The sequence below is a fragment of the Streptomyces avidinii genome (genome assembly GCF_045161815.1).
Taxonomy (GTDB): domain Bacteria; phylum Actinomycetota; class Actinomycetes; order Streptomycetales; family Streptomycetaceae; genus Streptomyces; species Streptomyces avidinii.
The window spans coordinates 6,452,101-6,465,793 of sequence record NZ_CP108863.1; the positions used below are offsets into that span (position 1 = coordinate 6,452,101).

The window sequence follows — 13,693 nt, forward strand, 5'->3', positions numbered from 1 at the left end:
GACGGAAGAAGTGGGTTGATGTCCGAGATGAATGCAAATCAGGCCGCCGCGCGAAGCGCGTCAAGCGAGGGTGGTGGTGGGCGACGGGAGGGACGTACGAAGCTGAACCGGATGCCGGAGTGGCTGGCACTCGGCAAGCACCGGGAGGAGTTCGGGCAGACGCATCTGCGGGAGCTGTTCGAGGAGAACCCCGGCCGCGGCTCCGGCTACACCCTGCAGGTCGGTGACCTGCACATCGACTACTCGAAGCACCTCGTCACCGACGAGACGCTCGCGCTGCTCCGCGAGCTGGCCGAGGCCACCGGCGTGGCCGAGCTGCGCGAGGCGATGTTCCGCGGCGAGAAGATCAACACGACCGAGGACCGGGCGGTGCTGCACACCGCCCTGCGCGCACCGGCCGACGCGGTCGTCGAGGTCGACGGCGAGAACGTCGTCCCCGGCGTGCACACCGTCCTCGACAAGATGGCGGCCTTCGCCGACCGGGTCAGGTCGGCGGCGTGGACCGGCTTCACCGGCAAGCGCATCAAGAACGTCGTCAACATCGGTATCGGCGGCTCCGACCTGGGCCCGGCCATGGCGTACGAGGCCCTGCGTGCCTTCGCCGACCGGGATCTGACGGTGCGCTTCGTCTCCAACGTCGACGGCGCGGACCTGCACGAGGCCGTGCGGGACCTGGACCCGGCCGAGACGCTGTTCATCATCGCCTCCAAGACCTTCACCACCATCGAGACCATCACCAACGCCACCTCGGCGCGCGGCTGGCTGCTCGCGGGGCTGGGCGGCGACCAGGCCGCCGTGGCACGGCACTTCGTGGCCCTGTCGACCAACGCCGAGAAGGTCACCGACTTCGGCATCGATCCGGCCAACATGTTCGAGTTCTGGGACTGGGTCGGTGGACGCTACTCCTTCGACTCGGCCATCGGCCTCTCCCTGATGATCGCGATCGGCCCGGCCGCCTTCCGGGAGATGCTCGGCGGCTTCCACGCCATGGACGAGCACTTCCGCACGGCGCCCGCCCACGAGAACGCCCCGCTGCTGATGGGCCTGTTGGGGATCTGGTACATCGCCTTCTTCGACGCCCAGTCGCACGCGGTGCTCCCGTACAGCCACTACCTCTCGCGCTTCACCGCGTACTTGCAGCAGCTCGACATGGAGTCCAACGGCAAGTCCGTGGACCGCGACGGCAATCCGGTGGACTGGCAGACGGGCCCGGTGGTCTGGGGCACGCCCGGCACCAACGGGCAGCACGCCTACTACCAGCTGATCCACCAGGGCACGCGGGTGATCCCCGCGGACTTCATCGGCTTCGCCCGGCCGGTGGCGGAGCTGGAGGCGGCCACGGCGGCCCAGCACGACCTGCTGATGGCGAACTTCTTCGCGCAGACCCAGGCGCTGGCCTTCGGCAAGACGGCGGACGAGGTGCGCGCCGAGGGAGCCCCCGAGTCGCTGGTCCCGCACAAGACCTTCCACGGGAACCACCCGACGACCACGGTCCTGGCCACCGAGCTCTCCCCGGCGGTGCTGGGCCAGCTGATCGCGCTCTACGAGCACAAGGTGTTCGTCCAGGGCGCGGTGTGGAACATCGACTCCTTCGACCAGTGGGGCGTCGAGCTCGGCAAGGTGCTCGCCAAGCGCGTCGAGCCCGCGCTGAGCGAGGGTGCGGACGTGCCCGGTCTGGACGCTTCGACGAAGGCCCTCGTGGCCACGTACCGGAAGCTGCGCGGGCGCAGCTGACCCGGATGCGCGAAGGGCCCGCCCCCCCCGGTGTGGGGAGGCGGGCCCTTCAGCGTCTGACGTCTGACGTCGTCAGGAGGAGGCCGGCGGGTACATCCCGGTCGGGAGCTTGGCCGCCGCCGCGCGGTCCAGGAGCCACAGGGTGCGGGAGCGGCCGTACGCCGCCGCGGCCGGGGCCTGGACCTGGCCCGCGCCGCCCAGGGCCAGGGATACCGCCCCGGCCTTGTCCTCGCCCGCGGCCAGCAGCCAGACCTCACGCGCCGCCCGGATCGCCGGGAGGGTGAGCGAGATCCGGGTGGGCGGGGGCTTCGGGGCGCCGTGGACGCCGACCACCGTGCGCTCGGTCTCGCGGGCCGCCGGGTGCTCCGGGAACAGCGAGGCCACGTGCGTGTCCGGGCCGACGCCCAGCATCAGCACGTCGAAGGTGGGGACCGGGCCGTGGTCCTCGGGGCCGGCCGCCTTGGCGAGCTCGGCCGCGTAGGAGGCTGCCGCGGCGTCCACGTCCGCCCCGTACGGGCCGTCCGAGGCGGGCATCACGTGCACCCGGGCGGGGTCCACGGGGACCGCGTCCAGGAGGGCCTCGCGGGCCTGGGTGTGGTTGCGCTCGGGGTCGTCGGCGGGGACGTACCGCTCGTCGCCCCACCACAGGTCCAGCCGGGCCCAGTCGACGGCGTCCCGTGCCGGGGCGGCGGCCAGTGCGGCGAGCAGGCCGTTGCCGTTGCGTCCGCCGGTGAGGACGACGGACGCGGAGCCGCGGGCCGCCTGCGCGTCCACGATCTTCGTGATGAGCCGGGCCGCGGTGGCCTGGGCCATCAGCTCCTTGTCCCGGTGGACGACGACCTGCGGAGTCGTCATACCCATGTGCTGCCGCCTTCTTCGTCGTGAAGTGGTTCCGCCGCGCGGGGCCTCCCCCGCCCCGCCCCTTCCCGAAACCGGGCTCGGCCCGGACCCGGTCCTCAATCGCCGGACGGGCTGAAAGATTCAGCCTCGCCGGCGTTTGAGGCGCGGGGTCCGGGGCGGAGCCCCGGGAAACGGCGAAAGGGCGGGGCGGGGAGAGGCACCGCGAGGGCGTTACTTGGCCGGGGCCTTCTTCGTCGGCTTGGCGGCCGGTTTGGCCGGCTTGGCGGCCGGGGCCGGTTCCGGCGCCGCCGGGGCCGCGGGCTCCGACGCCTCGAGCCGCGCCACGCCGAACCTCAGCGAGGCCTCGTACGTGTTGTCCGGGTCCAGCCTGCGCAGCTCCTCCGCCAGGAGCTCGGCCGTGTCACGGCGCTTGAGCGCCACCGCACGGTCGGGCTGCCCCGGCATGCACAGCGTGGCCAGCGCGCCGTCCGCCCGGTCCAGGACGATGTCGCCGTCCTTGGTGGACAGCCGTACGGAGGTCAGGCCCGGGCCCGACGACAGCGTGCGCTGGACGGGGACCTGGAGCCGGTCCGCCAGCCACATGGCCAGCAGTTCGCAGCTCGGGTTCTCGTCCTCGCCCTCGACGGTCGCCGAGACGACCGACAGGGCCTGCTGGTCCAGTGCCGCGGCCAGCATGGAGCGCCACGGAGTGATCCGGGTCCACGACAGGTCCGTGTCCCCGGGGGCGTACGCTCCCGCACGGCCGCTGAGCGCCCTGATCGGGTCCTCGCAGGAGTATGTGTCCGTGATCCGGCGCTGCCCCAGCGCACCCAGCGGATCGCCCGCCAGGTCCGTGGGAGCACCGTCCGGCCACCAGACGACCACGGGGGCGTCCGGCAGGAGCAACGGGAGAACCACCGACTGGGCGTGGTCGACCAGTTCGCCGTGAAGGCGGAGCACCACCGTCTCGCCGCTGCCGGAGTCCGCCCCGACGCGGATTTCCGCGTCGAGCCGGGCGTCGCGGCGGCTGCGGGGCGAGCGGCTGGCCCGCTTGATGACGACGACGATCCGCGAGGGGTGTTCGTGGGACGCGTCGTTCGCCGACTTGAGCGCGTCGTACGCGTTCTCCTCGTCGGTCACGATCACCAGCGTGAGGACCATGCCGATGGCCGGCGTGCCGATGTCCCGGCGTGCCTGCACCATCGCGGCATTGATCTTGCTGGAGTTGGTCTCCGTGAGGTCGATCTTCATGGCCGGCGCCAGCTCCGTCCGTCTCGTGCGAGCATCTCGTCCGCCTCGACCGGCCCCCAGGTGCCCGACGGGTACTGCGCGGGCTTGCCGTGCTTGTCCCAGTACTCCTCGATCGGGTCGAGGATGTTCCAGGACAGTTCGACTTCCTGGTGACGGGGGAAGAGGTTCGCGTCGCCGAGGAGCACGTCGAGGATGAGTCGCTCGTACGCCTCGGGGCTCGACTCCGTGAAGGACTCGCCGTAGGCGAAGTCCATCGTGACGTCCCGGACCTCCATGGAGGTGCCCGGAACCTTGGAGCCGAAGCGGACCGTCACGCCCTCGTCCGGCTGGACCCGGATGACCAGGGCGTTCTGCCCCAGCTCCTCGGTCGCGCCCGACTCGAACGGCAGGTACGGGGCCCGCTTGAAGACGACCGCGATCTCGGTCACCCGGCGGCCCAGGCGCTTGCCCGTCCGCAGGTAGAACGGGACGCCCGCCCAGCGGCGGTTGTTGATCTCCAGGCGGATGGCCGCGTAGGTGTCGGTCTTCGACTTGGGGTCGATGCCGTCCTCTTCGAGGTACCCGACGACCTTCTCGCCGCCCTGCCAGGCGGCCGCGTACTGGCCGCGCACGGTGTGCTTGCCCAGGTCCTCGGGCAGCTGCACCGCCGTCAGCACCTTGAGCTTCTCGGCCACCAGCGCCTTGGGGTGGAAGGAGCCGGGCTCCTCCATCGCGGTCAGCGCGAGCAGCTGGAGCAGGTGGTTCTGGATGACGTCACGGGCGGCGCCGATACCGTCGTAGTACCCGGCCCGGCCGCCGATGCCGATGTCCTCGGCCATGGTGATCTGCACGTGGTCGACGTACGACCGGTTCCAGATCGGCTCGAACATCGTGTTGGCGAAGCGGAGCGCCAGGATGTTCTGGACGGTCTCCTTGCCGAGGTAGTGGTCGATCCGGAAGACCTCGTCACGCGGGAAGACCTCGTGGACGACCTTGTTGAGTTCCTCGGCGCTCTTCAGGTTGTGGCCGAAGGGCTTCTCGATGACGGCACGCCGCCAGGAGCCCTCCTTCTGCGCCAGCCCGTGGTCCTTGAGCTGCTGCACCACCTTGGGGAAGAACTTGGGCGGGACGGACAGGTAGAAGGCGAAGTTGCCGCCCGTGCCCTGTGCCTTGTCCAGCTCCTCTATGGTCGCCTTCAGCGTCTCGAAGGCGGCGTCGTCGTCGAAGTCGCCCGAGACGAAACGGCAGCCCTGCACGAGCTGCTGCCACACTTCCTCGCGGAAGGGCGTCCGGGAGTGCTCCTTGACCGCGTCGTGGACCTCCTGCGCGAAGTCCTCGTCCTGCCACTCGCGGCGGGCGAACCCGATCAGGGAGAAGCCCGGCGGGAGCAGGCCACGGTTGGCCAGGTCGTAGACGGCAGGCATCAGCTTCTTGCGCGACAGGTCACCCGTAACGCCGAAAATGACCAGGCCGGACGGCCCCGCGATACGCGGGAGCCGCCGGTCCTGTGCGTCACGAAGCGGGTTCGCTCCGTTTACAGACAAGGTGTTCAGGCCTCCGTGGGGGCGAGGCGCTCAAGCTCCGCCTCGGTCGACTTCAGCAGGTCGTTCCAGGACGCCTCGAACTTCTCGACGCCCTCGTCCTCGAGCAGCTGCACCACATCGTCGTACGAGATGCCCACCTTCGCGACCGCGTCGAGCTCGGCGCGCGCCTGCTCGTAGGTGCCGCGCACGGTGTCGCCCGTGATCTGCCCGTGGTCGGCGGTGGCCTCCAGAGTGGCCTCCGGCATGGTGTTCACCGTGTTCGGGGCGACCAGGTCGTCCACGTACAGGGTGTCCTTGTACGCCGGGTCCTTGACGCCCGTCGAGGCCCACAGCGCGCGCTGCTTGTTGGCTCCGACGCGCTCCAGGGCGGTCCAGCGGTCCGAGGAGAAGACCGCCTCGTAGGCCTCGTAGGCCAGACGGGCGTTGGCGAGCGCCGCCTTGCCCTTGAGGGCCTTGGCCTCGTCGGTGCCGACCGCGTCCAGGCGCTTGTCGATCTCCGAGTCCACGCGGGACACGAAGAAGGAGGCGACCGAGTGGATCAGGGAGAGGTCCAGGCCGGCGGCCTTGGCCTTCTCCAGGCCCGCCAGGTACGCGTCCATGACCTCGCGGTAGCGCTCCAGCGAGAAGATCAGCGTGACGTTGACGCTGATGCCCTTGCCGATGACCTCGGTGATCGCCGGCAGGCCGGCCTTGGTCGCCGGGATCTTGATGAGCGTGTTCGGGCGGTCCACCAGCCAGGCGAGCTGCTTGGCCTCGGCGATGGTCGCCGGGGTGTTGTGCGCCAGGCGCGGGTCGACCTCGATCGACACGCGGCCGTCCTGGCCGTCGGTGCGGTCGTAGACCGGGCGCAGGATGTCGGCGGCGTCACGGACGTCCGCCGTCGTGATCATGCGCAGGGCCTCCTCCACGGTGACCTTGCGGGTCGCGAGGTCGGTGAGCTGCTGCTGGTAGCCCTCGCCGCCGCTGATCGCCTTCTGGAAGATCGCCGGGTTGGTGGTGACACCGACCACGTGCGACTGGTCGATGAGCTCGGCCAGGTTGCCGGACGTGATGCGCTTGCGGGACAGGTCGTCCAGCCAGATCGCGACGCCTTCGTCGGAGAGGCGCTTGAGTGCGTCTGTCATGGGATTACATCTCCTACTCGGTTGCGTAACGGCGTCAGCGCGAGGCGGCGGCGAGGCGTACTGAATCGATGCTGGCCTGGGCGGCGGCCACCACGTTCTCGGGGGTGAAGCCGAACTCGCGGAAGAGCACCTTCGCGTCGGCCGAGGCACCGAAGTGCTCCAGCGAGACGATCCGGCCGGCGTCGCCGACGTAGCGGTGCCAGGTCAGGCCGATGCCCGCCTCGACCGCGACGCGGGCCTTCACCGACGGCGTCAGGACGCTGTCCTTGTACTCCTGGTCCTGCTCCTCGAACCACTCGACGGACGGCATCGAGACGACCCGGGTGGGAACGCCCTGGGCCTGGAGCTGCTCGCGGGCCTCGACGGCCACGTGCACCTCGGAGCCGGTGGCGATGAGGAGGACCTGCGCCGGGCCGCCCTCGGCCTCGAACAGGACGTACCCGCCCTTGGCGGCGGCCTCGTTGCGCTCGTAGGTCGGCACGCCCTGGCGGGTCAGCGCGAGGCCGTGCGGGGCACCCTTGCCGAAGACCTTGGTGTGGCGGCGCAGGATCTCGCGCCAGGCGATGGCGGTCTCGTTGGCGTCGGCCGGGCGGACGACATTCAGGCCCGGGATGGCGCGCAGCGAGGCGAGGTGCTCGACCGGCTGGTGGGTCGGGCCGTCCTCGCCGAGACCGATGGAGTCGTGCGTCCACACGTACGTCACCGGCAGGTGCATCAGCGCGGACAGGCGGACGGCGTTGCGCATGTAGTCGGAGAACACCAGGAAGGTGCCGCCGTAGATGCGGGTGTGGCCGTGCAGGGTGATGCCGTTCATGGCCGCGGCCATGGCGTGCTCACGGATGCCGAAGTGGATGGTGCGGCCGTACGGGTCGGCCTCCGGCAGCGGGTTGCCCACCGGCAGGAACGAGGAGTCCTTGTCGATGGTCGTGTTGTTGGAGCCGGCCAGGTCGGCCGAGCCGCCCCACAGCTCCGGGATGATCGCGCCGAGCGCGCCGAGGACCTTGCCTGAGGCGGCGCGGGTGGCGACACCCTTGCCGGGCTCGAAGACGGGGAGCTTGTCCTCCCAGCCGGCGGGCAGCTCGTTGGCGTTGATGCGGTCGAACTCGGCGGCGCGCTCCGGGTTGGCGGTGCGCCAGGCGGAGAAGTCCTTCTCCCAGGCGGCCTTGGCCTCGCGGCCGCGGTCCCCCAGCGCGCGGGTGTGCGCGATGACCTCGTCGGCGACCTCGAAGGTCTGCTCCGGGTCGAAGCCGAGCACGCGCTTGGTGGCCGCGACCTCGTCGTCGCCGAGCGCCGAGCCGTGGGCGGCCTCGGTGTTCTGGGCGTGCGGGGCGGGCCAGGCGATGATCGAGCGGGCCGCGATGAAGGACGGGCGGCCGGTCTCGGCCTTGGCGGCCTGGAGGGCCGCGAACAGCGCCTTCGGGTCGAGGTCGCCGTTCTCCTGCTGCTCGACGCGCTGGACGTGCCAGCCGTAGGCCTCGTAGCGCCCCAGGGTGTCCTCGGAGACGGCCGTCTCCGTGTCGCCCTCGATGGAGATGTGGTTGTCGTCCCACAGCAGGACGAGGTTGCCGAGCTTCTGGTGGCCGGCCAGCGCGGACGCCTCGTGGGAGATGCCCTCCTGGAGGCAGCCGTCACCCGCGATCGCGTAGATCATGTGGTCGAACGGGGAGGCGCCCTGGGCGGCCTCCGGGTCGAACAGACCGCGCTCGTAGCGGGAGGCCATGGCCATGCCCACCGCGTTGGCGACGCCCTGGCCGAGGGGGCCGGTGGTGGTCTCGACGCCCGTCGTGTGGCCGTACTCCGGGTGCCCGGGGGTCTTCGAGCCCCAGGTGCGGAAGGCCTTCAGGTCGTCCAGCTCCAGCCCGAACCCACCGAGGTAGAGCTGGGTGTAGAGCGTGAGGGACGAGTGCCCCGCGGAGAGCACGAAGCGGTCGCGGCCCACCCACTCGGGGTCCGCCGGGTCGTGCCGCATCACCTTCTGGAAGAGGGTGTACGCGGCGGGGGCCAGGCTCATCGCCGTACCGGGGTGGCCGTTTCCGACCTTCTGGACCGCGTCAGCGGCCAGGATGCGGGCGGTGTCGACGGCCCGCTGGTCCAGTTCGGTCCACTCGAGCTCTGTGGTGGTCGGCTTGGTGCTCACCGTGGGTCAGGGCTCCTCTCCACATGTATGAATCCCGGTGACGAACGGTGCACCGGCGCGATTCCGAGCCTACCCCCGCAACGGCGTGCAGCTATTCGAGTGCAGGCAGTCCGTCACCGTGCCGCCGACCCCCGTTCACCCGCCCACGGGTGCCCGGTACGGCGCGTGCCCCGTATATATGCACGGTCCGATCGGCCCAACACGAAGCGACCCCGGCGCAGGGCGACGTAAGTGCAACGTCTACAGTGGCGTGGTACGCGCAAGCCTCAACCGGGCCTACATCTCTTGGGTGGTCCGCGTCGGAGCTTGCTGGATTCTCTCTCAGGGGTGTGCGTGACGGCCGTCGAATCCCGTCCAGCGGGGGTGCTCGGGACGAGCCCCGGTCAGCGGCCGCTCGGGACCCGCGTCATGGCTTTCGTGGCATTGACCAAGCCGCGGATCATCGAACTTCTGCTGATCACCACAGTGCCGGTGATGTTCCTGGCGGAGCAGGGTGTTCCGTCGCTGCGGCTGGTCCTTGTGACCTGCCTCGGCGGCTACTTGTCCGCGGGCGGCGCCAACGCGCTGAACATGTACATCGACCGCGACATCGACGCGCTGATGGACCGGACATCGCAGCGCCCGCTGGTGACCGGCATGGTCAGCCCGCGGGAGTGCCTGGCCTTCGGCCTCACCCTCGCGGTCGTCTCCACCCTCTTCTTCGGCCTGCTCGTCAACTGGCTGTCGGCGGCGCTGTCGCTCGGTGCGCTCCTCTTCTACGTCGTGGTCTACACGATGCTGCTGAAGCGGCGCACCGCGCAGAACATCGTCTGGGGCGGCATCGCGGGCTGCATGCCGGTGCTCATCGGCTGGTCGGCCGTCACGAACGAGGTCTCCTGGGCCGCGGTCATCCTCTTCCTCGTCATCTTCTTCTGGACGCCGCCGCACTACTGGCCGCTGTCGATGAAGGTCAAGGACGACTACGCGCGGGCCGGCGTGCCGATGCTGCCGGTCGTCGCGGGCAACAGGGCCGTGGCGCGCCAGATCGTCCTCTACAGCTGGGTGATGGTGGCGGTCTCGCTGCTGCTGACCCCGCTGGGGTACACCGGGTGGTTCTACACCTCGGTCGCGCTGGCGGCGGGCGGCTGGTGGCTGTGGGAGGCGCACGCGCTGCACGCCCGCGCCAAGTCGGGGGTCGTGGGCGCGAAGCTCAAGGAGATGCGGCTGTTCCACTGGTCGATCACCTATGTGTCGCTGCTGTTCGTGGCGGTGGCCGTGGATCCCTTCCTCCGCTGATTACTCACCGGTAGCATGGCTTCCATGGGAGACACCGAAGACACCGCAGCCGCCCCTGCCGCCGCAGGCGCCGCGGAGAAGAAGCAGGACCGCAGGGCCGCGAAGCTGGCCAAGCAGATCGGCGCGTTCGCCAAGCAGCACGGCGGCGCAGAGGGCCAGCTCGCCCACATCGGCCAGGTCGGCACCCGGATCGTGCTCGTGGGTACGGACGGCGGCTGGGGCGATCTGGTGGCCCCCACCCTCACGGTGGCGCAGCTGGCCGCCGAGAAGGCCGGGCTGACCCTTCACGACGAGTTCGACGGGGAGTTCGCCGCGCGCGTGCGCACGGGTCCGTACGAGTGGTCGCGGATGGCCGGCATCCAGATCGGCGGACCCGAGAACCCCGCGGCCTGAGCCCCGGACCGCCCCCGGGGGACCCGGGAGTGCCGTCTCGGTCAACAGCCCGAGCAACACCTCACACCCCGCTCACCCGTTAGGACGTGTGGAAGCCCCTTCCTCACGTCCGCAATCGGGATGCCCGGATGATCGAAACGCCGCCCCTGGTGGACCAGTACTGCCACGGAGTACTCCGTACGGAGCTGGGCCTGGGCACCTTCGAGGCCCAGCTGATGAGCTCGGCCGGCCCGCCCGCCGCGGGCACCACCTTCTTCGACACGCAGACCGGCTTCGCGGTACGCCGCTGGTGCCCGCCGCTGCTGGGGCTGGAGCCGCACGCCACCCCCGCCCGCTATCTGGCGCGGCGGCGCGAGCTGGGCGTGGCCGAGACCGCCCGGAGGCTGCTGAGGGGGTCCGGAGTCGCCGCCTACCTGGTCGACACCGGGGTGGCCGGGGACCTCACCGGGCCCAAGGAACTGGCGCTCGCCGGGGACGCCGAGGCCTTCGAGGCCGTCCGGCTGGAGTTACTGGCCGAGCAGGTCGCCGACACCTCGGGAACGGTGGGCGCCTTCCTCGCCAATCTCGCCGAGGCCGTCCACCACGCCGCCGCCGGAGCCGCGGCCTTCACCTGCGCCACGGCCTTCGCCTGCGCGGACACCCCGGACCTCGCACCCGAGCCGCCCGGTCCCGGCGCGGTGCGCGGGGCGGCCGGGCGGTGGCTCGCCGGGCGGCCGCGGGGCGGGGCCGTACGGGATCCCGTACTCCTGTCCCACCTGCTGTGGAGCGCGGTGGCGTCGGGGCTGCCGCTCCAGCTGCACACGGGAGCGGCCGATGCCGCTGCGCTGACCGGGTTCGTACGGGCCACCGCGGGCCTGGGGACGCGGCTGGTGCTGCTCGGCGGGTACCCGTACCACCGCCGTACGGCGCAGCTGGCGGCGGCCTTCCCGCACGTCTACGCGGACGCGGGCGCGGCCCTCGGGCAGACCGGGGCGCGGGCCGCGGCGGTCCTGGCGGAGCTGCTGGAGATCGCGCCGTTCGGGAAGGTGCTCTTCTCCAGCGGCGGCCGGCACCTGCCCGAACTGCACGCGGTGGGCGCCCTGGTGTTCCGCGAGGCCCTCGGCCGGGTGCTGGGCGGATGGGCCGCCGAGGGATCCTGGTCCTGGCGGGACGCGGAGCGGGTGGCCGCCATGGTCGCGGCGGGCAACGCCCGCCGCGTCTACCGCCTGGACGGGCCCTGATGGGTCTGCCCAGGGCGCTGACGGGTCCGTCCGGGCCCTGACGGGCCTCGGGGGATCAGACGGCGGAGAGCTGCGGGTCGCCCTGGGAGGGGACCTCCGCCTGCTCGGCCGGCCGCTCGCGCAGGCTCAGCGCGACCCGGAGCACGGCGATCCACACCAGGCAGGAGCCCAGCATGTGGGCGGCGACCAGGGCCTCGGGGACCTGGGTGGCGTACTGCACGTAGCCGACGGCGCCCTGGGCGAGCAGCACGACCAGCAGGTCGCGGGCGCGTGCCCGGGTGTCGGCCGGGGCGTCCACGACACGCAGGACCAGCCACATGGCGACGGCGAGCGCGCACACCAGCCAGGCGGAGACGGCGTGCACGTGGGCGGTGGTGTCCCAGTCGAAGGGCATGCGCCTGATCTCGCTGCTGTCACCGGCGTGCGGACCGGAGCCGGTCACGACGGTGCCCGCCGCGATCAGCACGAGGGTGGTCGCGAGCAGCGCCCACGACAGCTTGCGCACCGGGCCGGGCACGCGCGGCCTGGGGGCGCCGTCGCCCTCGCGGGTGCGCTGCCAGGTGACCGTCGTCACGGCGATCAGCGCGGTGGCGAGCAGGAAGTGCCCGGCCACGCTGTAGGGGTTGAGCCCGGTCAGGACGGTGATGCCGCCCAGTACGGCGTTCGCCATCACGATCACGAACTGCACCCAGCCGAGCTTCGTCAGCGAGTGCCGCCAGGGCTCGGCCGAGCGGGCGGCGATGATCGCCCAGCCGACCACCGCGCTGAGCACGTAGGTCAGCATGCGGTTGCCGAACTCGATGGCGCCGTGGAAGCCCTGCTCCTGCGTCACGATGAGGCTGTCGTCGGTGCACTTGGGCCAGGTGTCGCAGCCGAGGCCGGATCCGGTCAGCCGTACCGCGCCGCCGGTGACGACGATGACCACGCTCATGACGAGCGCGGCGAGTGCGGCCCGCTGGACGGTCCGGGGTGACGGGGTCCAGCGGCTGGCGATGTGGGCGAGGGGGTTCAACACGCCCCATATCGTAGGCGACCCCTTGTGCAAAGTTTCACGAGGGGGTGCCCGGGGTGGTGTCGGGGCCGACGACCAGGCGGTACTTCGCCCCCTCGGGCTCACCCTCCTCGTGCCACCACAGCAGGATCCGCCAAGGGACGCCGTCGCCCGGGTAGTCCGCCGAGCCGACGAACCCTTGGAGTAATTCGCCTGCTATCTCCTCGGCTGTCCTATTCCTTACTTCTGTTGCGCTGTGCCAGGGATGCTCAAGTACGTTCCACAGGCCGTCGGGCGCGCGCACCTCGAGGCGCCACACCGCGAGCCAGGGGGTGACCTCCAGCATGGTGCGCACCTGCTCGGCGTCGAGCCCCAGGCCCGCTGCGATCGCGGGCTCCGGCGTCCCCTGGATACGGGCGGCCACCACGGCCCGCGGCAGCAGCCGTTCGGGCAGCAGCCCCTGCGCGCGCAGGCCGACCAGCGAGTCGAAGGCCAGGAGGCGCAGGCGCAGTTCCAGCTGGCGGCCGATGTGGTCGAGGGCCTCCTCGGCCTCCTCGGCCTCCTCCGCGGCCGGGCCCGCGAGCAGCAGGTGCCGGAAGTCGGCCTCGGCGGCCACGGCCCAGGCCACGGCCTCCTCGGCGAGGCCCAGCTCGGCGAGGCGGTCCCCGAGGAACACCTTGGCCTGGGCCAGACCGCGCCGGTTGACCGGATCCTGCTGGTCCAGTCCCGCCCACACCTCCACCGCGGTCCGGGTCAGGTCGCGGGCGCGTTCACCGGCCGCCCGCTCCATGGCGCTCGGCCCCTCCCCGGCGGCCGCCCCCAGCGGGTGCTTCGGCAGCCGGGCCCCGTCGCTCAGCGGCCAGGCCAGCCAGACCCCGTGGTTGATCAGCCCGCGGGCGTACCAGCGGGCGAATTCGGGGGAGTGCCCGGCGGCGCGCTCGGAGCTGCGCAGCCCCTCCTCGATCGTGGCGAGGGCGCCGGCGCGGTCGCCCGCGGCGAACCGCAGGGCGGCCCGGTCGGCGAGGCGCAGCCCGAGCAGCGCGGTGCACTGCGGGTCGCCGTCGAACGGGCGCAGGGCGCCGATCAGCTCGTCGAGGAGCCGATCGCGTTCCCCGGGTTCCGTGTGCTCCGCCCCCGACCGCACCCGTGCCCATTGATCGTCCAGCCGTAGAACGGCCTCCCGCTGCACCATGTCCGCCCCCCGG

General features: G+C 71.5%; 11 protein-coding genes. 4 read left to right on the forward strand and 7 right to left on the reverse strand.

All coding sequences use genetic code 11. The features are described 5' to 3' along the window. Positions 1-27: 27 nt before the first annotated feature. Positions 28-1,734, forward strand: a complete 1,707-nt coding sequence (pgi, locus tag OG373_RS29080; RefSeq protein ID WP_405441271.1) for a glucose-6-phosphate isomerase — start codon at positions 28-30, stop codon at positions 1,732-1,734. A gap of 72 nt (positions 1,735-1,806) precedes the next feature. Here the strand turns inward: pgi and pgl are convergent, their stop codons facing one another. From pgl to tkt, 5 genes are all read right to left on the reverse strand, one after another. Further along, positions 1,807-2,589: a 6-phosphogluconolactonase gene (gene pgl / locus OG373_RS29085; RefSeq protein WP_052874934.1), complete on the reverse strand. Its 783-nt coding sequence runs from the start codon at positions 2,587-2,589 to the stop codon at positions 1,807-1,809. A gap of 216 nt (positions 2,590-2,805) precedes the next feature. Then, positions 2,806-3,825: a glucose-6-phosphate dehydrogenase assembly protein OpcA gene (gene opcA, locus OG373_RS29090; protein ID WP_405441273.1), complete on the reverse strand. Its 1,020-nt coding sequence runs from the start codon at positions 3,823-3,825 to the stop codon at positions 2,806-2,808. Next, a complete protein-coding gene (gene zwf, locus OG373_RS29095; protein ID WP_397735277.1) occupies positions 3,822-5,348 on the reverse strand; it encodes a glucose-6-phosphate dehydrogenase in 1,527 nt (508 codons plus the stop codon). Before zwf ends, opcA begins: the two co-directional genes overlap by 4 nt. Positions 5,349-5,353: 5 nt before the next feature. After that, positions 5,354-6,472, reverse strand: a complete 1,119-nt coding sequence (gene tal, locus OG373_RS29100) for a transaldolase (protein ID WP_405441274.1) — start codon at positions 6,470-6,472, stop codon at positions 5,354-5,356. 34 nt (positions 6,473-6,506) lie between these two features. Further along, complete coding sequence (gene tkt, locus OG373_RS29105; RefSeq protein WP_405441276.1) at positions 6,507-8,609, reverse strand: transketolase; 2,103 nt, start codon at positions 8,607-8,609, stop codon at positions 6,507-6,509. Positions 8,610-8,936: 327 nt separating this feature from the next. Between tkt and OG373_RS29110 the strand changes: the two genes are divergently transcribed. From OG373_RS29110 to OG373_RS29120, 3 genes are all read left to right on the forward strand, one after another. Next, positions 8,937-9,884, forward strand: a complete 948-nt coding sequence (locus OG373_RS29110) for a heme o synthase (RefSeq protein ID WP_397735333.1) — start codon at positions 8,937-8,939, stop codon at positions 9,882-9,884. A gap of 15 nt (positions 9,885-9,899) precedes the next feature. Next, the gene (locus tag OG373_RS29115; protein WP_405441277.1) at positions 9,900-10,277 is read left to right on the forward strand and encodes a hypothetical protein; all 378 of its coding nucleotides are present in this window, start codon (positions 9,900-9,902) and stop codon (positions 10,275-10,277) included. Between the two features lie 128 nt (positions 10,278-10,405). Beyond that, positions 10,406-11,497, forward strand: a complete 1,092-nt coding sequence (locus OG373_RS29120; protein ID WP_405441279.1) for an amidohydrolase family protein — start codon at positions 10,406-10,408, stop codon at positions 11,495-11,497. Positions 11,498-11,552: 55 nt separating this feature from the next. On the opposite strand, the gene OG373_RS29125 is transcribed toward OG373_RS29120, so the two are convergent. Together OG373_RS29125 and OG373_RS29130 are read right to left on the reverse strand one after the other, a co-directional pair. Then, positions 11,553-12,542 carry a COX15/CtaA family protein gene (locus OG373_RS29125; protein WP_405441281.1) on the reverse strand — a complete coding sequence of 330 codons (990 nt, stop codon included), beginning with the start codon at positions 12,540-12,542 and terminating at the stop codon, positions 11,553-11,555. A 4-nt stretch (positions 12,543-12,546) separates the two neighbouring features. Then, entirely contained in the window at positions 12,547-13,680 is a 1,134-nt protein-coding gene (locus OG373_RS29130) for a hypothetical protein (protein WP_405441283.1), read from the reverse strand. Positions 13,681-13,693: the final 13 nt, after the last annotated feature.

Coding starts and splice junctions, on each gene's coding strand:
- pgi (WP_405441271.1), top strand. CDS start 28: ATGAATGCAAATCAGGCCGCCGCGCGAAGCGCGTCAAGCGAGGGTGGT.
- pgl (WP_052874934.1), bottom strand. CDS start 2,589: ATGACGACTCCGCAGGTCGTCGTCCACCGGGACAAGGAGCTGATGGCC.
- opcA (WP_405441273.1), bottom strand. CDS start 3,825: ATGAAGATCGACCTCACGGAGACCAACTCCAGCAAGATCAATGCCGCG.
- tal (WP_405441274.1), bottom strand. CDS start 6,472: ATGACAGACGCACTCAAGCGCCTCTCCGACGAAGGCGTCGCGATCTGG.
- OG373_RS29115 (WP_405441277.1), top strand. CDS start 9,900: ATGGCTTCCATGGGAGACACCGAAGACACCGCAGCCGCCCCTGCCGCC.
- OG373_RS29120 (WP_405441279.1), top strand. CDS start 10,406: ATGATCGAAACGCCGCCCCTGGTGGACCAGTACTGCCACGGAGTACTC.
- OG373_RS29130 (WP_405441283.1), bottom strand. CDS start 13,680: ATGGTGCAGCGGGAGGCCGTTCTACGGCTGGACGATCAATGGGCACGG.